Origin of the sequence: Paenibacillus foliorum, assembly GCF_013141765.1 — a bacterium.
In the GTDB taxonomy this organism is placed as follows: Bacteria; Bacillota; Bacilli; order Paenibacillales; family NBRC-103111; genus Paenibacillus_S; species Paenibacillus_S foliorum.
This window is the reverse complement of record NZ_WHOD01000003.1, coordinates 37721-60886: the sequence shown is the minus strand read 5'-3', so window position 1 is coordinate 60886 and position 23166 is coordinate 37721. Positions and strand designations below refer to the sequence as shown.

Sequence of the window (23166 nt, the reverse complement as noted above, 5' to 3'; positions counted from 1 at the left end):
GATGTCTTGCAGTTATATCAACGATGGACAGCTAATTGGAGGTCTAGCTTGAAATGGAAGCTGGTTTCTGTGTTCGCTGCCATCATTCTGTGCAATTCGGCAGTGATAGGCTTCTTCGTCAATAAAGAGGTGACGACAGTTATCGAACGGGATGAAGTCCGGCTGAGCGGGCTTGTGTTGAAGCAGGCTAACTTGAATTTGGGCCGCTACCTGCAAGAATATGAGCGATTCCTTATGACGCTGGGAACAAGCCAGGAGATGACTACTTGGACGAACCTAAGCATTAACAAGAAAGTGGAGTCACTCGTGCCTTACTCTATCATTCAGAAGGATCACCTCCAGCCCTTCGCCAATGTCCATCCGGAGATCGTATCGATCAGTCTCTATAATATAAATGAAAATCAAACGTTTTTTTCTCCTGAATGGGCACAGCGTATCGGTTATTCAATGAAAAACGAACCATGGTTTGAGGAAATTCCAAGTGTCGGAAATACAAGCTATCGTGTAGAAGAAAGCCAAAGCTACATGGATTCCAGACTTAATCCTATTACGATTCCGGTCGTTTCACTCGTTAAACGGTTTGGGTTTAAAGGTGCCACCTATGTAAAAATCGATATTCGTCCCGATTTGCTCCAAAGCATATTGAATGAAATGCATTTGGGCGATAACGGAACGGGACTTATCGTGGATTCGAATGGAACCATTGTCGCTCATCCGAACAGAGACCTGTTCTTATCAACGCTCAAGCAGGATATGACGGAGCAAATAAAGGATTCTTCTGAAGGTGCTTTTGTGTTGGACGACACCAAGGAAATTGTTATCTATGATCCGGTTGCCAATACGGATTGGAAATCGGTTATTATTTTACATTATGACGAGATTGCTCAAAGTATCTTTAAGATTCGCAATATGATGCTGGTTACGACGATTATCTGTTTAATTCTCTCCGTAACTCTAATCGTCATCGCCTCGTTCTCTATCACACGCAGGCTGACCAAAATAAAGCAGACGATGAAACAAACCAGTCTAGGTAAGTTTAATGTACCGGTACCTGTTGAGGGGCAGGACGAAATTACCCATTTGGCGCAATCGTATAATACGATGCTGGAGGATTTGCAATATCAGATCAAACGTCTTGCGGAATCAAAACTAGCCGAGCAGCAATCTGTCTTATTTTCCCTGCAGTCACAGATAGATGCTCATTTCTTGTACAACACGCTTGAAATCATTAACTCGATGGCTTCCCAGATCCAGCACCACGATATCGAGGAAATCACCGTTTCACTTGCCCATATGTTCCGATATATTGCCAACAATAAGCAAGTGGGGATTACCCTAAGTGACGAGGTCGGGCATTTGCGGCGGTACCTCCATATTATACGCATCCGCTACCGGGGACAATTTACTTATGATCTGGAGATGGATGAATCCTGTCGAGATGCGGAATGCCTGAAGGTAATTCTTCAACCCTTGGCAGAAAATGCTCTTAAGCATGGGCTTGAAACAACAGGCCAGCCGCTTAGCCTTTCCATTTCAATTCGTAACGTGGAAAATCGCTATGTTGAAGTGGTCGTATCCGATAATGGCAAAGGATTTGATGAGGATCGATTAGAGGCTTTAACCGGAGAACTGCGGAGAAAAAATTTTCAATTAAGTGATTTTCAAAGAATAGGTCTGCTGAATATTCAATACCGCTTATCGACCCTGTATGATCCAGCAGATTCAGGGCTGACGATAGGTAATAACAGTTCGGGTGGAGCTTATGTACAAATCGTATTTCCATATATTAAAAGCGATCATCAGAAGTAAGGGAGATCATCTATGAAGCGTATATTAGTTATTGACGATGAGCAGCATATTCGCGCTGGCATTATTGCAAAGGTAGAGCAGCTGGGGGATGAAACTATGCTGGTTTGCGGTGAGGCCCCCAATGGGACGGAAGGGCTTAAGTGGCTGGAAAGTAACTATGCGGATATTTGCATAACGGACATTCGTATGCCCATTATGGACGGCTTGACGATGATTCCGGTGCTCGAGCAAAAATACCCGTGGATGCAATGTATTATTATTTCCAGCTATGACGATTTTCAATATGCTCAACGAGCTATCCAACTGGGAGTCACTGATTATATCCTAAAGCCGATTGAACGTGAGGCTCTGAGCCAATCGCTGGTTCACGCGTGCCAACAGGTTGATCAACGGCGTAAGGATAGAGCTTACCATGTGATGGCTAAGCGAATTCACGAATCACAAGCTCTCATGAGCCGTTGGAAAGATTTGATCTTAACGCGCCAGTTTAATAAATACCCATTGCTTGTAGCTGATACGCTCCATAGTATGGAGGAGTGGAGCGGAGGAGCCATGTATTTGTTGGAAGCTCTGTCTTTCACATGGATTCAGATGGTGGCAACGGAAGTGAAGCTGGGGCAGCCGGGCTTGACAGCCATCAAGGACAGCGAGCTTGGCTTCGATTCGAAGGTGCTTCATCATGAGAATGCCCGATTTTATTTTCGGTTGAGTGCGGTCATGTGTTTGGAGCGAGGCATATTGGATTTGTTCGAAATGGTTAAGGGTAGCTCCGTTCAAGAGAATGCAAAGGTTGTAGGCTCCGTTAAACAATATATTAATGAGCATTATGCAGAAAAATCAATTTGGAGGAGCTCGCGGATCTGATTCCAATGAGCAGATCTTACTTGACCGTATTATTTAAGCAAAGCACAGGGATAACGATATGGAGTTATCTGGTTGAGGTTAGGATGAACCAAGCCAAGCTTATGCTGCTCGACCAACAGCTTAAAATTTACCAAGTTGCCAATCTCGTCGGTTATGAAAATAGCGAGCATTTCTCTAAGCTGTTCAAAGAATATTTTGGAGTTACACCTAAAGAGTACAGGCGCTTAGTCGAGCTGAATGTGGAATAAACATACTCGCAGGGAACACTTGATAAATCGGGAGTACTCCCGATTTTTTAGTTTCGGTTAAGAAGGGAATCATCTAAAAATCACTATGGTTTTAATCCTATTGCCTTGTTGTGAGCTAGTCGGCATTCGCTGATAATAATAGATATCAAACCAAGATAATGATTTCAAGAGGGGGTATTACCGATGAAAAGGAAAAAAGTACTTGCATCGTCTTTCTGTTTGGTACTTAGTATGTCCATGGTGTTAAGCGCTTGCAGCGGAACAAAGGATGGCGCTAACAGCGGTGAAAAAGAGAACACCGGAGCGAAAATTAATCCGGTTGGGAAATATCCGATTGCAGATGAGAAGATCAACCTGAAAGTCTTCACCCAGCAGGATGTTAACGTTGAGAACTTGGAAACCAATGATTTTACGAAATGGTATGAAAGCAAAACAAATGTTCATGTAGAATGGGAGGTTGTGCCGAAGTCTGCTGCTGCGGAGAAGCTTCAAGTGAAGCTCGCCGGAGGGGATCTGCCCGAGGTGTTTATGTCTGCAGGCATTACGGATAGCCAACTGGTCGCGTACGGAAGCCAAGGATTGTTTATGCCACTCAATGATTTGATCGATAAGTACGCGCCTAACGTGAAGAAAATGATGAAAAATTCGCCTTGGCTGGACCAATATATGTACACGCCGGATGGAAAGATTTACTCGATCCCGAACGTAGGCGAAACGTTTCATGCCACCATGCCCAAAAAGCTGTTTATTTATAAGCCTTGGCTGGACAAGCTTGGCTTACAAATTCCAACGACAACAGAGGAACTATATAATGTGCTCTTGGCATTTAAGACTAAGGATCCGAATGGCAATGGGAAGGCAGACGAAATTCCGTTATCAGGGGCGAACGGAACGACCAATTCGAACAATGAGCCGGAAAGCTTCATCATGCAGTCTTTTGTATATTATGACAAGACGAGTTACTTGATGGTGGACAAAGGGCAGGTTGAATTTGCTGCTGATAAGCCTGGCTACAAAGAAGGGCTGAAATATGTGCGGAGGCTGGTGCAGGATGGTTTGCTGCAGCCGGATGCATTCATTCAAGACCGCAAAGCGTTAACTGCACTTGCAGAGGATCCAGCAGGTTCGAGACTTGGAGCGGGAACTGCACTGTATTGGGGCAACATGACCATTGATAATGGACCAAGCGGCCGGTATAAGGATTACGTTGCCGTTCCGGTATTAAAAGGTCCGAACGGTCAATTCTTCGGATTTGACAGAGGACATGTTCCAAGTGCAGGAGCGTTCGTAATAACAAGAAATAATAAAAATCCGGAAGCAAGCATGCGTTGGATCGATTGGTTCTTCGATGAGCATGCCAAGCTTAATGAAGGCTGGAGCGATTATTTGGGGCAGGAAGGCGTTGGTTGGAAGAAGCCGGAGTCCGGCATGAAAGGAATCGACGGAAGACCGGCCACCTATCATATGATCATGCCGTTCGGCACCAAAAATAATAACCGCTGGACACAAACGGCTCCTCGATACCAGGATGAAGCTTTCCGGATGTCCTTGGCTGCTACGCCGGAAGCGGAAACGGAAGTCAGGCTGCAGGCCAACACCAAGGAGCTGTACAAACCTTTTTCCAAGGCTGAAATGCAGGTTCCACATATGTTCTTCAAAGAAGAGGATCTCGCCAAGTTCGGGGATATCCAAAAGAACATCACCACAGTCGTACAAGATTTTATGCTGAAATTCGTCACAGGTTCTCTGGATATTGAAAAGGATTGGGGTAAATATACCCAAGAATTGGATAATGCAGGATTGCAGCAATATTTAAAAATCGTACGTGAAAATTACTCGAAAATCAAAAAGTAACACGGCTTCCTCACAATGAATGAGCAGGGCCTCCGACTCTGGGGATTGCATCGTATATCATACTTTGCGATCTCTGGAGATATTATGAGAAGGAGAGGATTCCGAATGTTGAACCAAGCAAAAGCCCAATTACATCCCTCTGCCAATGTCCCTGTTTCAGCCAAGAGCAGGTTCAAAAAGTTGAAAAAAATGGGGGAAAACTGGCAGCTCTATTCACTGCTTTTGATCCCGTTTGTATATGTCATTGTATTTCACTATATTCCAATGACGGGTCTTGTCATCGCCTTCAAAAACTATAATGTGGTCCAAGGTGTCTTTAACAGCAAGTGGGTGGGACTCGCTCATTTCGAACGATTTTTCAATTCCTATGATTTCTGGAATGTCCTGAAAAATACATTGACGTTGAGTGTTTATAATCTTGTTGTCGGATTTCCTGCTCCTATCATATTGGCATTGTGTATTAACTATTTACCTAGTAAACGGTTCAAGAAGCTGCTGCAAATGACGACTTACGCGCCTCATTTTATTTCTATCGTAGTTATTGCGGGAATTATCGTGCAGCTGCTGTCACGCGAAGGTCTTGTCAACAATATGCTTGTGGCTTTAGGTGGAGAAAGAATCAACTTTCTAGGAACTCCTGAGTTTTTTAAATCCATTTATGTATTCTCTGGTGTGTGGCAGCAGGCAGGGTGGGGCTCGATCATTTATTTGGCGGCTTTATCAGGGATTGACCCGCAGCTCCATGAGGCTGCCCGAATGGACGGGGCCAACAAGCTGAGACGGATTTGGCATATCGACATTCCAGGGATTTTACCGACTATCGTTATCCTGCTTATCATGGATGTCGGACGTATCATGAATATCGGGTTTCAAAAGGTGCTACTGCTGCAAAACCCTCTAAATGTATCCACATCGGAAGTTATTGATACATATGTATATAAAGTAGGCATCATTTCCGGTATGCCCAACTTTTCTTATGCTGCTGCCATTGGTTTGTTCAAATCTATCATTGGAGTCATTCTGATCATAGCGGTCAACCGTATCGCTCGGAAGGTGAATGATACCAGCTTATGGTAAAGCAGAGACTAATGCCTGTCATGCACGCTTTCCTTGCGGAAAGCTCTACAAGGAGGGAAGAGGATGAAAGAACAAGGAATCAGGAAAGAAACGGGCAGTGACAAGGTGTTTACAGTTCTAATTAGTATTCTATCAGGGATCATATTGCTTGCCGTCTCGTATCCGCTCATTTATGTTATCAGCGCTTCTTTCAGTTCGCCTGGTGCTTTGATGTCAGGGAGAGTGTGGCTTCTGCCTGTAGAACCTAGCTTGGAAGGCTATAAAGCGGTCATTGCGTACAAAAATGTGTGGACGGGATACGCTAACAGTTTATTCTATACGATAATAGGAACTTGCATTAATGTTGTCCTGACAATAGCAGCAGCGTACCCGTTATCAAGGAAAGATTTGTCTGGACGTAAGGTTATCCTACTACTATTTACCTTTACGATGATTTTTTCCGGCGGTATGATTCCGACTTATTTGCTGGTAAAGGATCTAGGGCTACTCAACACAAGATGGGCGCTGCTTATACCGAATGCTCTTAGCGTTTTTAATGTAATTGTGGCGATGAGTTTCTTTCGCAGTAATATTCCTGATGAATTGCTCGAGTCAGCGAAAATCGATGGTTGCAGCAATTTCCGCTTTATGACGAGTATTGTACTGCCTGTATCGGGTGCAATTATTGCCGTTATTAGCTTATTCTATGCCGTAGATCACTGGAACAGCTTCTTTGATGCTTTGTTGTATTTATCGGACAAAAACAAATATCCACTGCAAATTTTCCTGAGAGAGATATTGCTGTTAAATACATCGGATAATTTGACATTGGATGTAGCGGATCAGAATCAAAGGCTTTATTTGAATGAGCTACTGAAATATTCATTAATCATTTTTGCAAGCTTACCACTGATTATTATGTATCCTTTCGTACAAAAGCATTTTGTTAAAGGTGTAATGATTGGTTCTTTGAAAGGATAAATGCTGTGAACATCAATAGAGCTTGGGAGGGTTACTCTAATATGAAACTAGTAGAACAAAGTTGGTCACTACAATCACCGGATGGTTCCATTCAATTTCATGTAGTACTGGATGGACTCGGGAGGCTCGGATATTCGGTTAACAGAGCTGGCCAGACTATACTGGCTCAGTCTCCCCTTGGAATTGTAACTGGCCGGGAAAGCTATACAGAGGGGCTCTCGTTCAATAGTGCTGTTAGCGCTACCATTGATGAAGCCTATACGCTGCCGCATGGTAAAACAAGTCATTATATAAATCAAGCCAATGAGTTGACACTTTGTTTGGATAAAAATGAACATGAGCTGCTGTTGGTGTGTCGTGCTTATAATGATGGCATTGCGTTCCGTTATGAACTATCCGAAGAAGGAGAGATCCAGATCACCTCTGAGCCTACTGGGTTTGTTTTGCCTGAGGAGACACTTGTTAATGTATGGTCCCAAAAGTTCATGGAATGCTATGAGCGAACGTATGATCACAATATGCTCGAGCTTATGGATGAAGAGGACTATGCCTTCCCTATGCTGTTCCAAGTGGGAAATGACAATTGGATGCTGCTGACGGAAGCAGCCGTATACGGCGAATACTGTGCATCTCATGTGAAGGTAAGGAGAGATAAGGAGCGAACTTTAGAGCTTGCCTTTGCTCCGGACCAGACAGTGCCGAATGTGACGAACAATCCTTGTGCCACTCCTTGGAGAACTGCGATCATCGGTGGCGATCTGGCTGCAATTGTGGAATCCACTTTGGTATTCCATTTGAACCCGCCTTCGGAGATCGATGATCTAGCTTGGATCAAGCCCGGTCGTTCCGCTTGGTCGTGGCATCCTGACAGCATGTCCCCGAGAGATCAGGAGAAACAAAAGCGTTTCGTTGATTTTGCAGCTGAGATGGGCTGGGAATATTCGCTTGTTGACGGCGGTTGGGATCGTGAGGAAAGCACAACAGATGTCCCTGAATTAATCCGCTATGCAGAACCCAAAGGCGTGGGCATTTGGCTGTGGTCCCATTTCAAAAATTTGAAAGAGGAGGATGAGTGCAGACGCAAGCTCGCGCTATGGGCTGGTTGGGGAGTGAAAGGGATTAAGGTTGATTTCTTTGACAGCGATGCTCAAGAGCGTATCCAGGTGTACGACATGATTGCTCGCGTCGCTATGGAATACAAGCTAATGATCAATTACCATGGTTCGACCAAACCGTCCGGTGAGGAACGCCGTTGGCCGCATGTAATGACCAGAGAAGGTATTCTGGGGGCGGAGTATTGGAAAAATGATCTGAACGAAGGGCCTAACGCAGCGCACAATTGTACGGTTCCGTTCACCCGCAACGTCGTGGGGGCGATGGATTATACGCCGGTTACTTTTTCAAGAGTGACTCGTACAGGACATTGCCATCAGATGGCTTTGGCGGTTATTTTCGAATCTGCCGTACAAAATTTTGCCGATTCGATTGAAGCCTATGAGGAAAGCATCGGGAAGCCGTTCTTGAAGCAGGTTCCGGCTGCATGGGATCAAACCGTTCTGCTTGAAGGCTACCCAGGGCGTTTCGTGTCTATGGCCAGAAGAAGCGGAGAAGATTGGTTCGTAGGCGCCATATGTGCGGCTGGAGGAAGAAAGGCTCACATATCCTTGGATTTCTTAGAAAGTGGAATTGCCTATGAAGCAGAGATCTATGAGGAGGTATTTGGTCCGCTAGACCATTACCGGTTCAAGCACTCAACAGAAATCACGGTGCGCAAGGAGACGGTAACTTGTCAGGATACGCTGCATCTTCCGCTAAAAGTCAACGGTGGCAGTGTGATTCGGATTACGAAATCGGGGAAATTTAGTTCATAAATAATAAATGATAAGACCTCCAACCCCATTATTTCAGTGGGTTCGGAGGTCTTTTATTAGTAAGGAATCCACAATCCATTTTTTACTTGTGATTCGGTCCGTGGCCTTGCTTCTTCGGGTCGCACCATACTTCTTCCAATACACGCATCGTATTGCCGCCGATTACCTTGGCGATATCTTGATCGGAGTAGCCATGCTTAACGAGCCAACGGACGATATTCGGGAAGCAGTCGCCGGGATTTTCCAGACCTTCGACATATTCCACCTTCTCATATGGCATGTTGCCTTTGGACGCAGAAAGTGACAGCGCTTCGGAAAGCGCTTTGTGTATAGCAACATGGTCGCCGAACAAAGTGTCTGGACCGAACGAAACATGATCAATACCTACCAGTTGGACGCAGTATTCGAAATGCTCCATGAAGGATTCGATGTTATGCTTTGGATGGTTTTGGGTGATTGTCGTGTGCGGCGCTGCTTCGATCGCGATAACTCCGCCTTTTGCCGCACAAGCTTTGATGACATCGTCTGGCTTGAGGCGGTTCGTATTCCATAAAGCACGAGCTCCAGCGTGTGTGATGAAGATCGGCTTATCGCTCACCTCAATGGTATCGAGAGAAGTTTGGTCATTGGAGTGAGACACATCGATAGCCATGCCGAGTTTGTTCATACGGCGTACGGCTTGTTTGCCGAATTCGGTTAACCCGCCGCTTTTTTCCTTCAAGCCCATGCCTAGGGCGTTGCCTTCGCTGTAGGCGATCCCCATGCAGCGCACACCGAAGCCGTAAAGAATGTCGAGGCGGTCGAGTTCATTCTCGATCATGCTGGCCCCTTCGATAGACGCAACGAACGCGATTTGACCGTTTTGTTTGGCACGGCGGATATCATCCGTGGTCAAGCCCATGATGACCATATCCTGATGGGCGATATCGCTCAAACGCATGCCAAGATCGTAAAGAATATCGTCCCACTTCCATCCTCCTCGGGAGGTGATCATAGCGGTGCCGTTCATCAAATTATCGAACACGCAGTCCAGCCCGGAGCGGGATAACCCTTCATATCCGGTGAAATCACGGCCCCAACGGCGGAATTCCAGAAATTCATTCAGGTTGACTGGCGCTTTGAACGTATGTTCATGCAGCGAGATGACGATGTTTTCGGCAAGAATATTCTGTACCCGTGCTTCTTGATCTTCAGTTATTGGAACAATATATTCCGGAAACAGCGTCGTTTCCTGGACAAGTTCAAAGTTCTTAAAATCAACGCCTGACTCGAGATATTGATACGACTGGTAACCACGGTAATTTTTCTTATTCATGATGTAATCACGCCTCTCATTATTTTGAAGTAGGTACAACTTCGTTCAAAAATCGGCGGACTTCCGCCTGGAACTTCTCGCGTTCTTCATTCTGTGGGGAATGACCGCTGTTCTCGAACACAACCAAGCGGCTGTTCGGAATTTCACGGGCGATTTCTTCGGATGCTTCAAGCGGTGTAATCCAGTCATGACGTCCACAGAGGACGAGAGTCGGAGCTTGGATCGTTTTCAACCGGTCGACGATATTGAAATTGGGCTGGTTGTGGGAAAATGCCCAGTTGTGGGTTTCGTAACGAAAAATGATCGAATTTAAATGGTTGTCCAAATCGGCTTGCGTAAACTTGACCCAATACAATGGTAGAATGGCTGCATACATCGACCGGAAATCGTCGTTGTCTTTGGCTTGTCCGTTGAACAGTCTGTCCAGCAGTTCTTGTGTAATGCCCGGAAGGCCGCTTTTCATCGCACGTTCATGAGCCGTATACCGATAAGCATTGGAAGCCGCCGTATCGCGAAGCACAATGCCGGCTACGTTCTGTGAATACCGAAGTGCATATTCAAGGGCCAAATACCCGCCATAAGAACCTCCGGCTATGATGATTTTTCCTAATCCCAGCTCCGTGCGCAGTGCTTCCGTATCGGCATTGAACTGCTCGTGGCTGTATGGCTCAGCACCCTCCGATTGGCCGTTTCCCCGTTGATCATAGGAAATCGTACGATATCCCTCGGAAGCAAACGTTCCATAGACGGCGGCGTCTCCATGTCTGGAGCCGAGTCCCGGACCTCCGTGCAGAGTAATAATCGCCGGACCTTCGCCTTGATCCTCGACATGAAGGGTGACGCCGTTTATGTTCATCCTTTTAAGCATGTACCTACTTCCTTTCCGTTAGAAATCGTCCTGCTTTCTTTTTTTAAAAATAAAACAAGTTTGATTTTATGAACGAAAAAACTGAAATTATGGTGAAAATCACCAGTCATTACAGTTCAATTCTACGTTATTTTCTAAATTCCTGCAAAATATTATTTTATTGAATAAAAACTGTTTGACTAAATCAAACGAAAACGTTTAAAATAAATCAAAACATAAGGTTTGAGATTAAGGAGGGTTTGAATTTTGGAAGAGAATCTGCCTGCCGCTACTGAACGTAAAGCTGGCGAATCCCGATACGCCATCGAGTCAGTTATGAAAACGCTGCAGGTGTTGTTTTCGTTTTGCGAGCCGCCTTACCGTTTCACCATTGGGGAGTTGGAAAGCTTGACGGGATTGTCCAAAAACCAGGTGTTTCGCAGCTTGAAATCTCTAGAGGAGTTTGGCCTTCTGCGGATGGAAGCCGGGGGACAATACCTGGTCACTGCGATGGTGTATAACTTGGCCATGGCAGTTGAGCATGACGCTCCGCTTGAGGAGCTGGCGCAGCCGATTATGGAACAATTGCAGCAAACCACTGGTGAAACCGTCAATCTGTGCTGCCTGCTTGAGGGGCAAGCGACCATCATCGCCCGGCGTCACAGCAAGCAAGGGTTGCGTTTAATGTCCCGTCTGGGCGAACGGATGCCTCTGCATGCGGGGGCTTGTCCGAAGGCGATGCTTGCACACTTGCCAGTAGAAGAACAGGAGAAAGTATTAAACATGGTTCCACACTATCAGAAAATGACCGAAAAAACGGTGTCGGATCCAAACCTCCTACGTATCGAATTGGATCAAATTCGCAAGAGGGGCTACAGCATTAGCGATGAAGATTATGAAGCAGGAGCCATTGGAGTGGGAGCTCCGATCTTTGGTAAGAACGGTAAATTAATTGCAGCCATTAGCGCCGGTGGTCCGACTATTAGAGTAAGCCAGGACGACATACCCATTTTGGGTCAGATAACAGTCGAAGCAGCCAACAAGATTTCCAGGATTCTCGGTTATTTTCCGGTCCGATGAACCACAATGGAATCCATTTATCATTATAAGGGGGAATAATGTACACATGCATAAACGCAAACCATTATTGACCGCTACAACCGCTTTTCTTCTGGCTGGGGTGCTGGCCATCTCTGGCTGCAGCATCAACCCGAACGCCGGCTCAGGTGCTTCTAGTCCGGCGCCGAATAATTCGGCTGCGCCTGCGCCTGCTCCTGCGCCTACGGCCACAGTTTCGAATGCTACGGTAAACATGGCCATCAACGCGGAGCCCAACTTCAATCCCTGGTTCCCTACCGGCTTCGCCGAATCCCAGCCTGTTACGGAAATTTTGTTTGACGGGTTAACGAAATGGGGCACGGATTACCAACCGGTCTCGGCGCTTGCGACGGATTGGAAGCCGGCTGACGATGGCATGAGCTGGACGTTCAATCTCAAGAAAGATGTCAATTGGAGTGATGGAAAACCGTTCACGGCCGAGGACGTCGTCTTCACCTTTAATGAAATCGTACTTAAGAAAGAACTGGGTGCCAGCAACTCCTCTAACTTCGTGGATGTGGATAAGGTTGTCGCAGTCAGTCCAACTCAAGTGCAGTTTGTGCTGAAAAAGCCTTGGTCATCCTTACCAAACTACTTGGCATGGTACGCCAAAATTTTGCCCAAGCATATCTTCGAGGGACAAGACCCTTGGAAGCTGACTACTTTCAACAAAGAGAAACCGGTTGGCACAGGCCCTTTTATCCTCACCAAATATTCAGCAGGCCAATTCGTAGAATTGGAACGTAATCCCAATTATTACGGCGGCGGGGCCAAATTCAACAAGATCGTCTTCAACATCATTCCGGACAACAACACACAAATCGCACAGCTGCTATCCGGTACGCTTTCCATGATCAACGTACAGGATCCGAACCTGTTGGAGAAATTGAAGTCGAATCCGAATCTGAATGTCAACGAAGTGTTGGATAACAATTACTTCTGGATCGCGCTGGATCAATCCCAGGAACGTTTCCGTGATGTCAAAGTTCGACAAGCTCTGTTGTACGCCATCGACCGCGAGTCCATTATCAAGGGAGTGTTGAAAGGCTACGGCTCAGTAGCGACCGGACCACTCGCACCGATCCAGGAGAAATATTACAACAAGAACGTGAAGAGTTATTCGTATGATCCGGAGAAAGCCAAATCGTTGCTCAAAGAAGCAGGATACACGCCGGGTACGGACGGGTTTATGCAAAAGAACGGCCAGGTGCTCGAAGTGAATATGCCAGCCGGACAATACGGCGTGTTAGTTCAAGCTTCCCAGCTGGTTCAACAATATTGGCAAAAAGTTGGCGTGAAAGTTAACCTTCAAGTCATCGACTGGAACACTTACGTGCAGAAGGTAGTCGGAAACCGCCAATATGACGCAACGCTTTGTTGGTGGCGCGCACCGGTCGATCCGGATGTTCTAGCTTACTATCACAGCAGCTCTGCAGGTAAAGGCAACAATATCCCAGGCTACAAAAATGCTGCACTTGATAAATTGCTTGAGGATGGACGTAAAGCCAAAACGACAGAAGAACGAGTTAAAATTTACAATGATGTGCAGACGTTAACCGCAGAAGAGCTGCCTTACCTGTACCTCTGGTATCCTACTATGGCTGTGGCCACACAAAAAAGCCTGACGGTGCCGAAAACGACCTTCATTGTAGCTGAGGACCACATTACGGAATGGACGATTCAAAAATAACAATGCTTTCTTTCCAAGGTGGGGGTAACAGATCCTGCGTGCCTTGTGCCTTGGAAGTAAAGGGAGGAGCTGCCTGGTGTCCCGATTTATTACTTTACGGATCGGTCAAGGAATTATCACGCTTTTACTCGTGTCGATCCTGACCTTCTTCCTCATCAACCTGGCTCCCGGCGGGCCTTCGGCCATCATGAATTTCGAATCGACTGCGCAGCAAAGGGAAGCGCTAACAAAGCAGCTCGGCCTCGACAAGCCAGTTGTTCAACGTTATTTCGAATGGTTGGGTGGTGTAGTTAAAGGCGATTTGGGGAGATCGCTCGATTCCCAACAGCCTGTTGCAACTTTACTGGCTGAGCGGTTTCCGAATACGGTATTATTGTCCGCAGCGACTTTGGTTTTCACTTTGTTGATAGGGATTCCTCTTGGTGTCATCGCTGCGGTGAAGCGGGGAAGCTGGCTTGACAGGCTAATTACATTCATGTCTACGTTCGGCATGGCCATTCCTGAATTTTGGCTGGGGATTTTGCTGATCATCATTTTTGCCGTGACGTATCAAATGCTTCCTCCTTCCGGCATGATCACGGCGGGCAGCGTCTTTTCATTGGCGGACTTGGCTAAGCATATGATAATGCCCATGCTGACTTTATCGATTCTCATGCTGCCCAATATTGTCCGATTTACCCGATCAGCTATGGTCGACGTGATTGATCTTGATTACATTCGTACAGCGAGAGCCAAGGGGCTTAAAAGCTTCAACGTCTTTTTCAAGCATGCATTGCGCAATGCACTCATTCCGATCGCAGCTATCGTCGGGCTAATCATTCCGATTTTGCTTGGCGGCTCGGTGGTCGTGGAGAATGTGTTTGGCTGGCCTGGAATGGGGCGTTTGGCTGTACAGGCAGCAACCAATCGTGATTATACCGTGGTGATGGGCTTAACCTTAATGGTAGGGACGATTGTAATCATTACTAATATTGTGACGGATCTCCTATATTCCGTCCTAGATCCGAGAATTCGCTATGAGTAAGTTAGCTGCTGTTCAAGATAAACAATGGACCGACGCATCCGTAGCCGCCCCTGGAATTATGACGGGCTTTCAGAAGACTCTCCGAAACTTATCCGTTCTTGGGAAAATAGCATTAGCATATTTGCTTATTATTCATTTATTTGTACTTATTGCTCCGTGGGTTCTAAGTCATTCACCTACGGATACCGATCCGCTCTCGGTCACGCAGCCTGCAAGCGCGGCACATTGGATTGGAACCGATGAGCTTGGCCGTGATGAACTGGCGCGGATCGTTTCTGGAGGAAGAATCACACTGCTGGTTGGACTTGCGGCGATGGCGCTCGCAGTTGTGCTTGGAGGCTTGCTTGGCTCCATGGCTGGATTTTTCGGCGGCACCGCGGAATACATCATTATGCGCATCGTGGACATGATGCTTTCGATCCCTTCATTTTTTCTCATTCTGATCGAAATCACTTCTTTCGGGAATAGTCCACCGGTCGTCATATTCGCTGTTGGCCTGACTTACTGGCCGCAGATGGCTCGAATTGTGCATGCCGAAGTGCTGAAATGGCGCAGCAGCAGCTTGGTCGAAGCGGAAACAACGCTTGGCGCCGGCCCTTGGCGTATCCTGTTCCGGCATGTCATTCCGCAAACGTTCTCATCCATTATCGTCTTAGCGACACTCGGAATCGGGTGGGCGATACTGGCTGAATCGGGATTGTCCTACCTGGGACTAGGCATTCAACCGCCGCTCGCCTCATGGGGAAACATGCTTCAGAATTCGCAGAATTACATTTGGACTGCACCCGAGCTGGCCGTTTATCCCGGAGTGCTCATCTTGGTGACCGTACTGGCATACAGCTTGCTGGGTGAAGGTCTGCGGGACGTCCTAGATCCCAAGCTAAAGCGGTGACTCCAGAAAGAGGGGCTTGTCATGGCGAATAAACTTATAGAAATCCGCAATTTGAAAACATACTTTCATACCAAAAATGCAGTAATCCGCGCCGTGGACGGCATCGATCTGAATGTGGACGAAGGGCAAATCGTCTGCATCGTCGGAGAATCGGGCAGCGGCAAAAGCATCACCTCTCTATCCATTATGCAACTGATCGCAAAACCGGCGGGACGTATCGTTGACGGAGAGGTCTGGTTTGAAGGAAAAGATTTGACGAAGCTAGCGGAAAAGGAAATGACTGAAATTCGTGGCAATCGGATATCGATGATTTTTCAGGAGCCAATGACCGCGCTTAATCCGGTGATGAAGGTGGGTGAGCAGATCACGGAAGTGCTGCTGCGGCACCGTTCTGTTTCCACAGCCGAAGCGAATACTAAGGCAGTGGAGATGCTGAAGTTCGTCGGAGTGCCGAGGGCGGAGCACATTGTGAAGGAATATCCTCATCAATTGTCCGGAGGCATGCGCCAACGGGTCATGATTGCAATGGCGATGGTCTGTGAGCCCAAGCTGCTGATCGCGGACGAGCCGACGACTGCTTTAGACGTGACCATCCAAATTCAAGTGCTCGAGCTGATGAAAAAAATGCGGGACAAGTTGAACACGTCCATCATCTTAATTACTCACGATCTTGGCGTCGTCGCTGAGATGGCCGATCACGTTGTGGTCATGTACGCCGGGCAGGTTGTTGAGAGCGCACATGCGGATACGATTTTCGATACGCCACTGCATCCATACACCCAGGCACTGCTCGCCTCCATCCCCTCATTGAAAGATGAGAAGGACGTGCTGTATTCGATTCCGGGTACGGTCCCAAGCGCAGCGGCATTTCCTCCCGGCTGCCGGTTTGCTGAACGCTGTGCAGTGGCACAGCCTTCATGTGCCCAAAAATTGCCCGAATTGAGGGAAATTGAACCGGGGCGTTTCGTTCGCTGCGATCTAGTCAAGAACGGAGGCAAGCTATGAGCGAACTGCTGCTTGAAGTGAAAGATCTCAAAAAATATTTTCCGATCAAGTCGGGATTTTTTCGCAAAACGGTTGGCCATGTTAAAGCAGTCGATGGGGTTTCGTTCACAGTGAATGCCGGTGAAACTCTCGGAATCGTAGGAGAATCGGGCTGCGGAAAATCGACTATGGGACGCATGCTGATGCGGGTTTTGGAACCGACGGAGGGCAGTATCTTGTTCAACGGCCAGAATATCGCGCAAATGAGCCCAGCCAACCTGCGGAAGCTGCGCAAGGATTTTCAAATGATATTTCAAGATCCTTCTTCGTCGCTCAATCAGAAAATGACGATCCGCGATTTAATCGCAGAACCGTTCCATATCCACGGCCAGACGTCCAAATCGGATGTCGATCAGGATGTGATTAAGCTTCTGGAGACAGTCGGCCTCCGATCAGGAGATCGGTTCCGGCATCCGCATGAATTTTCAGGTGGCCAACGTCAACGGATCGGGATTGCCCGCGCGTTGGCGCTCAATCCGAAGCTGATTGTCGCGGACGAAGCGGTTTCCGCGCTTGATGTGTCGATTCAATCGCAGATTCTTAATCTTATGGTCGAATTAAAACATCAATTTAATTTATCGTATATTTTTATTTCGCATAATCTCGCGGTCGTCAAACACATAAGCGATAGGGTGGGCGTGATGTATTTAGGGAACATGGTGGAGATTGCTTCCAAGCAGAGCCTGTTCCAAAAGCCGCTGCATCCTTACACGGAAGCGCTGCTATCGGCGGCTCCTGAGCCGAAGCGAAACGTTCAGCGCGAGCGAATAATATTAGAGGGTGATGTACCGAGCCCTGCTAATCCGCCGCTTGGTTGTCCGTTCCATACACGCTGTCCTAAAGCGTTTGATCGCTGCTCTCTTGAGCGGCCGGTGCTTAAAGAAGTTCTGCCTGACCATCAGGTGGCCTGCTTTTTGTATTAAACTATTATGAAAATGAACCTTTCGCTTCACAAGCAAAAGCACGTTGTATCGCAAAAAGCACACCTTCCGGGTGTGCTTTTTGCATGATAGGTAAATACGCTTTTTGTTGGTACTACCCTGTTTACAAAGACATTTGATAAAATCGTAATAACATCCTCGCGATCTAAAACAATCAGAATCTCATTCGGTCTGCTTTTTTTGCTGTTATTACCGATAAAAAGCTTTTGCCGCTTCTCCTGCAACTAAGGTATTATAGATGAAATGGTATGACACCTGCTGGAGGTAGCAAACTTGAACACACAAAATATTTCTAATGGAATTTTATCTGCGTTAATGGCTTGCACGGGAGGAGCTATTCTTGTGATTGATACAGCCAATGCTGCAGGCTTCAGCCGTCCTCAATTGATCTCATGGATATTTGTCGTTTATTTTTTTGGTGGCTTATTAAGCATTGTTCTCCCTTTGATTTATAAAATTCCAATTGCCGGTGCTCACTCGATAACGGCTGCTGCTTTTTTGAGCACAGCCGCTGCGGGATATTCATTATCCGAGCTGGCAGGCAGCTATATGCTTGCTGGGGCACTTATCGCTATCGTTGGCGTATCAGGACTCTTCGTTAAATGGCTTCGTTACATACCTAGGCCGATGCTGGATGCCATGCTGGCAGGATTGGTATTGAACTACATTGTCAAAATGGTTCCGGCTTTCAAGCAAGCTCCGGTAATAGGCTTATTTGCTCTCGCGGGTTTTCTGATCATGCCCAAAATTTCGCAGAAGATTCCCCCGATTATCGGTGTGCTCGTTTTCGGAATTATCGGGCTTTCACTCAGTTCATCGTTTCCGCCATTGAATGAGGCTGTTTTCGTTTGGCCGGAAGCTATCATGCCTACCTTTACTGTACATGCGTTTGTGTCCATTACAATACCAGTGGCTATCCTGATTTTAAGTAATGATATTGCTGTAGCTCTTGCTGCTCTGAGGAAAAATGGCTATGAGCTGCCAGTTAATAAGATTCTGGTCATCTCAGGCTTGGCGACGGTAATAGTCGGATTTTTTGGAGGGCATGCAGCAACTGTCGGAGGGATGATGAGCGCCGTGTGCAGTCAGGAAGAAGCGGGTCCACGACATAAAAGGTATATGGCAGGGGTCGTTTCTGGCAGCATTGTGCTTTTGTTCGGGCTATTTGCATGGGGCACCGTACTGCTAATCGAAGTTCTTCCGCTGCATTTTATTACGATTATTGCAGGCTTCACCTTGGTTGGTGTGCTGCTGAACAGCTTGCAATCTGCCTTTTCAGAGACTTCCTACCGGTATTCCACCTTGTTTGCTTTTGCAATTGCCGTATCCAATGTAACTATTCTTGGTGTTGCTGCGCCGGTCTGGTCGCTTATCTGCGGAGTGCTTATAGCCAAAATTTTAGGTGAAGGCAAAGCTCTTACGCCTACGGCTCCAATCCTTGAAAAAAGCAGAGTGATAGGCAAATAAGTGCGTAGTGGTGTTAATACTCGTTAATACTCATACTTCCAGTAAAGAAGAACCTAACCCGCAGGTTAGGTTCTTAGCTGCTCTCTCGCATCCTTGCGGTATTGGCCGGGCGGTAGGCCTATGACCTTCTTGAAGGTGCGAGAGAAATTCTGTGCATTGCTGTACTGAAGGCGGGAAGACATCTCTTCTATGCTCATTTCACTGTGAATGAGCCAGCTCTGCGCCTTCTCAATGCGGCTTTGCAGCAGGAAGTCCGAGAAGGTTGTATCCTGGACCTCCTTGAGCGCTTGCTTGCCGATGGAGGTCGGAACATTAAGCGATTTGCAGCAAACCTCCAGCCGCAAATCCTCTTCATTGTGCTCATGAATGTAGGCAGTGAGCTGCTGGGATACCTTGAGCATGTGCTTCCGATGCTCCTGCTGCAATTCAGAGGATAGTAGATCGACAACCTGCGATTTAAGCCAAGCGATCCATTCCTCCAATGTTGCGAGCTGCATAAGGTCGCTCATCAGGGGCTCAGCAGAAGGCTTCCGAAGCGTGCTGCCCACGGTACGGTAGATCGAGAATACCATCTCGGTCAGCTGGCTTTGCAGCCATTGATAGCTAATAGTCCGTAATCCCTGCAGCTCTCCAAGCCTATCAATATAACGGTAGGCCAACTCCGGATCCAGTGAGCGGATAGCGTAAATAACATCATTTTCTAGCTCGCGGAATGATATTGGCAGAGCAGATGCCGCTCCGTCTGATTCTCTCCGGAATTCTTCAATAGGGATAATCTCATTAGTCCCAGTTACGAGCTTATGCTTCAGCGCATCCTCTGCTTCTTGGGACGACAAGCTTATATACGCATAGTCTTTCCTCATCAGACTGATTCCGATAGATACGGTGAAGGGAAAGTATTGCTCAATAAAGTCGCGGATCGTTGTAGCAGCCTCATGAATGGCAGCTTTGGATGCGTCCAGAGAACCTGCTGTATCTTCTAAAGAAATCAAGGCCAGAAAACGCCCTTCTCCGTGTCTGGTAATGACCCCTTTGCCTTTCCCATCCATAACTTCTTGAATAACCAATGACAGTCCATAGCGAAAATAGTACAGGTCAATCTCCGAGTATATACCGGACATACTTTTATATTGGTCAATTTCTACACAATAGCAGCTGTAGCCCCCCGATAGAAGCTCAATCTGATACCGTTCGCATTTATCCAGATCCTCCTGGGAGCGCAGACCCTTTTGCAGCATATTGCGGATGAAAGCTTCTCGGATTTCCGGTGTCAGCTCTTTTACTTGCTCCTTCAGCTCGTCCCTCGTTTCTTTAATACGCTGCATTTTATCGTAAATATGATGAAATTCATTGTCGCGATGGGCAGCTTTTTTGGCTGAATGTATCGTGCCGGTGTCTGCCGCCGGTTCATCCAGAAGGGAAACGATATCTTTCCAGCCCCGCCATAGTCGGTTCGTGGATAAGATAGTGACTAACACGGCTAGAGCCAACAAAATAGCAGCCAAAATAAAGGTCACATTGCGAATGCCATTTATTTTCGTGAAAAGCTCCTCACTAGGAATCGCGAAGCCGAATATCCAGCCATTATAGGAAGGCGGCAAATAGGCGGTGAACAGCTTGTCGGAAGCGGGGCGCTCTTGTAAAATTTCCGGAACCACATCGGCCATCAGTCGAGACGTGTCCATAATCCCGCGGTTTTGCAGCAATTGATGGTCTTCATCCAAGATGAAATAATTACCTTTTGCTTCATTAGAAGAGCCAAGTATATGATCGAAGAACTGTTGGTTCAAATGAATAATAATATAGAGGGCTTTAGAGCCTTGAAATATCGGCAGCTTGCGGATATAGACGGTAGTAGGAGCCTGCTTAACTGTCAGATTAAAAAAGGAGTAGTTTTTATCCGTTTGCTCGAATTTGGCAATGGCAGCTCCGTAATCCTCTTGAAAAGCAGTGACCTGATGGTTGGTGCTGTACAGCCTTTTGTTGCTAATACGATACAGAGCTATATTATCGACATCATCGATCGATGTTTGCATGCGCAGCATGGTTTCGAGCAGCGTTAGAATTTCAAGATTATTTTCTTCTGCTCCTGGCATGATGAGCGATTCGAGGGCAGGAAGCTTTTCGAATTGAAGCACGGATTGGTCGATTTGCTTGAAGTAGTTTTGGACTCGATCCTGAGTACGCTGCAAAGACACATGGTAGGCGCTTTGCACCTCCTGTGCCAAAGTATCCGTAGCTATCCGGTAAACCGCGTAGCCCATGGCTGTGATGCAGAGGGAGGTCAGAAGCAGCATGACGATGAGTGTTTGCGCTTTTTTGGAATGTTGCAGACGCACAGAGCGCCCCCCTTTCTATTTAAAAATATAACGGTAAGATTATAGCATGGATAGTGTCATTTTGTGCAAATGAGTCATTTGGCGATAATGATACAGAGAATAGATAGGCGAAGAACGCCCGCTTTTGCGTTTAATTATATGGTCATTTCGGTCATTTACAGCCATTTTACGGAATTGATCGTTGCCGAAGCTGCTTGGAGAAAGGTACATTGATGACGGAGACAAGAGAGCATCTGTACAATCGAATACAAATGAAAAGGGGAATACAAACAATGACAGTTCATAGCACGAATCTCTGGAAACGCACTGCAAGCGCATTGCTGGTCACTGCATTAGTAGGAGTTACAGCAGCCTGCGGAAGCACTTCCGATAAGCCTCAACCAGGAGGGGCTGCCAAAGCACCTACAGGTCCAGTGAAGCTGAAGCTGGCCTATGATTCCGGTAACACGATTCCAAGCACCTCAGCTGACAGTAATGAAGCTATGAAATATTTGCAGGATAAGCTGGGTGTACAATTCGATATCACAGTGAATGCCTATGAGATTTATAAAGAGAAAATCCGTGTACAAATTGCGTCAGGCGATGTTCCAGATGCGTTCGCGTGGAGAACGATGGATGATTTTATTGTAGGGATGATCAAGGCTGGAGAAATTGTACCTTTAGATGAATACATCGATAAGTATCCGAATCTGAAGAAGCAAAAGGATCTTTACCTTACCAAATATCAAAATAAGACGTATGCGATTGCCAACGTACGTAACCCGGTTGCCTCTGGTGATGCTCCATTGATCCGTCAGGATTGGCTCGATGCTCTCGGCTTGCAAGCGCCGAAAACTATGGATGAACTGTACAATGTAGCCAAGGCACTTTCCTTCAACGATCCGGATAAAAACGGCAAGAAGGATACGTACGGTATCCAGATTGGTTATGGAGCCAATGCATTTATTGGAGTTAGCGGTTTACAGGAGCCCTTCGGTATTCAAGATAAATGGGTGAAGCAATCCGATGGAAAGTACGTTCCCTACTTCGCTACACCTGCTTTCAAGGAGTACTTGACTTGGATGAACAAAGCCTTCAAGGATGGCTTGATTGATCCGGATTTTGCGGTAACCGATGGCAAAACAGCTGAATCCAAGGTAGTTAGTAAAGGGCAGTCAGGGGTATTCTTCCATTATATGTCTCGTGTAAATGATTTTGAGGATAACTTTAAGAAAGCGAATCCTAATGCTAAGCTATTGCCTTTTGAACCCGTAAAAGGTCCTGCGGGGCTGCAAGGGGCTACAGGTCGCGTGGAATATGGAGGCTTGTTCGTTTCTAAAAAAGCAGCTCAAGATCCGGCAAAAATGCAAAAGCTGATGGAATGGTTAGATTTTGGAGCAAGTCCTGAAGGCCAAACGTTCAACCTGTATGGTGCAGAAGGTATTCATTTTACGAAAAAAGATGGCAAGAATGAAGTGAAAAGCGAGCTGATTTCCCGTGATATGCCAGGTACGTTCCTCAGAACACTGCCTATGCAGCCTACAGAGGAAATGTTCGTGAGCAAGAAAAACTCTGCGGAAGCGCAAAAGATTGTTATAGATGGCAATAAAATGCTTGAAAAGTTCTTGAAAATCCCAACACCTATGGATTTTGCATTCTCCCCTGTCGGTTCGAAATATAGAGCAGAGGCTGATGCTTTTATCAACACCAACATTGTAAAAGTCATTATGGGCAATACGGAAGTGAAGGATTGGGATAGTGTTGTGAAGCAATGGTACGACCGTTTTGAAGGCGCTAAATGGATCGAGGAAATTGCGGCTACAGCAGGTAAATAAAATGGAGCGGCA

General features: G+C 46.7%; 18 protein-coding genes. 15 read left to right on the top strand and 3 right to left on the bottom strand.

Features of this window, described 5'->3' with window-relative positions; all coding sequences use genetic code 11:
- The first annotated feature begins 6 nt into the window (after positions 1-6).
- The 7 genes from GC093_RS00255 to GC093_RS00225 all read left to right on the top strand — a co-directional run bounded on the left by GC093_RS00255 (position 7) and on the right by GC093_RS00225 (position 8683).
- Entirely contained in the window at positions 7-1809 is a 1803-nt protein-coding gene (locus GC093_RS00255; protein ID WP_171649837.1) for a sensor histidine kinase, read from the top strand.
- A 12-nt stretch (positions 1810-1821) separates the two neighbouring features.
- Positions 1822-2673, top strand: a complete 852-nt coding sequence (locus GC093_RS00250) for a response regulator (protein ID WP_171649836.1) — start codon at positions 1822-1824, stop codon at positions 2671-2673.
- 5 nt (positions 2674-2678) lie between these two features.
- Positions 2679-2921, top strand: a complete 243-nt coding sequence (locus GC093_RS00245) for a helix-turn-helix transcriptional regulator (RefSeq protein ID WP_171649835.1) — start codon at positions 2679-2681, stop codon at positions 2919-2921.
- A 183-nt stretch (positions 2922-3104) separates the two neighbouring features.
- Positions 3105-4775 (top strand): extracellular solute-binding protein, encoded by a 1671-nt coding sequence (locus GC093_RS00240; RefSeq protein WP_171649834.1) that lies wholly within the window; start codon positions 3105-3107, stop codon positions 4773-4775.
- Between the two features lie 105 nt (positions 4776-4880).
- Entirely contained in the window at positions 4881-5852 is a 972-nt protein-coding gene (locus GC093_RS00235; protein WP_171649833.1) for an ABC transporter permease, read from the top strand.
- 63 nt (positions 5853-5915) lie between these two features.
- Positions 5916-6812, top strand: coding sequence for a carbohydrate ABC transporter permease (locus GC093_RS00230; protein WP_171649832.1), 897 nt, complete (start codon positions 5916-5918; stop codon positions 6810-6812).
- A gap of 41 nt (positions 6813-6853) precedes the next feature.
- The gene (locus GC093_RS00225; protein WP_171649831.1) at positions 6854-8683 is read left to right on the top strand and encodes a glycoside hydrolase family 97 protein; all 1830 of its coding nucleotides are present in this window, start codon (positions 6854-6856) and stop codon (positions 8681-8683) included.
- Positions 8684-8765: 82 nt separating this feature from the next.
- Here GC093_RS00225 and GC093_RS00220 read toward each other — a convergent pair whose 3' ends face one another.
- Entirely contained in the window at positions 8766-9998 is a 1233-nt protein-coding gene (locus GC093_RS00220) for a dipeptidase (protein ID WP_171649830.1), read from the bottom strand.
- Positions 9999-10017: 19 nt separating this feature from the next.
- Positions 10018-10866, bottom strand: coding sequence for an alpha/beta fold hydrolase (locus tag GC093_RS00215; RefSeq protein WP_171649829.1), 849 nt, complete (start codon positions 10864-10866; stop codon positions 10018-10020).
- A 246-nt stretch (positions 10867-11112) separates the two neighbouring features.
- Here GC093_RS00215 and GC093_RS00210 point away from each other — a divergent pair, with 246 nt between their 5' ends.
- From GC093_RS00210 to GC093_RS00180, 7 genes are all read left to right on the top strand, one after another.
- Positions 11113-11925: an IclR family transcriptional regulator gene (locus GC093_RS00210; RefSeq protein ID WP_216624431.1), complete on the top strand. Its 813-nt coding sequence runs from the start codon at positions 11113-11115 to the stop codon at positions 11923-11925.
- 46 nt (positions 11926-11971) lie between these two features.
- On the top strand, positions 11972-13633 hold the full coding sequence (locus GC093_RS00205) for an ABC transporter substrate-binding protein (RefSeq protein ID WP_171649828.1): 1662 nt from the start codon (positions 11972-11974) through the stop codon (positions 13631-13633).
- Between the two features lie 76 nt (positions 13634-13709).
- A complete protein-coding gene (locus GC093_RS00200) occupies positions 13710-14657 on the top strand; it encodes an ABC transporter permease (protein WP_171649827.1) in 948 nt (315 codons plus the stop codon).
- Positions 14650-15549, top strand: coding sequence for an ABC transporter permease (locus tag GC093_RS00195; RefSeq protein ID WP_171649826.1), 900 nt, complete (start codon positions 14650-14652; stop codon positions 15547-15549). Before GC093_RS00200 ends, GC093_RS00195 begins: the two co-directional genes overlap by 8 nt.
- Before the next feature lie 21 nt (positions 15550-15570).
- Complete coding sequence (locus tag GC093_RS00190; protein ID WP_171649825.1) at positions 15571-16554, top strand: ABC transporter ATP-binding protein; 984 nt, start codon at positions 15571-15573, stop codon at positions 16552-16554.
- Entirely contained in the window at positions 16551-17516 is a 966-nt protein-coding gene (locus tag GC093_RS00185) for an ABC transporter ATP-binding protein (protein ID WP_171649824.1), read from the top strand. The genes GC093_RS00190 and GC093_RS00185 overlap by 4 nt, the downstream gene beginning before the upstream one ends.
- Before the next feature lie 291 nt (positions 17517-17807).
- Positions 17808-19001: a benzoate/H(+) symporter BenE family transporter gene (locus GC093_RS00180; RefSeq protein ID WP_246313189.1), complete on the top strand. Its 1194-nt coding sequence runs from the start codon at positions 17808-17810 to the stop codon at positions 18999-19001.
- Between the two features lie 65 nt (positions 19002-19066).
- Here the strand turns inward: GC093_RS00180 and GC093_RS00175 are convergent, their stop codons facing one another.
- Positions 19067-21340 carry a helix-turn-helix domain-containing protein gene (locus GC093_RS00175; protein WP_171649823.1) on the bottom strand — a complete coding sequence of 758 codons (2274 nt, stop codon included), beginning with the start codon at positions 21338-21340 and terminating at the stop codon, positions 19067-19069.
- A 272-nt stretch (positions 21341-21612) separates the two neighbouring features.
- Between GC093_RS00175 and GC093_RS00170 the strand changes: the two genes are divergently transcribed.
- Positions 21613-23154: an extracellular solute-binding protein gene (locus GC093_RS00170; RefSeq protein ID WP_171649822.1), complete on the top strand. Its 1542-nt coding sequence runs from the start codon at positions 21613-21615 to the stop codon at positions 23152-23154.
- Positions 23155-23166 lie beyond the last annotated feature (12 nt).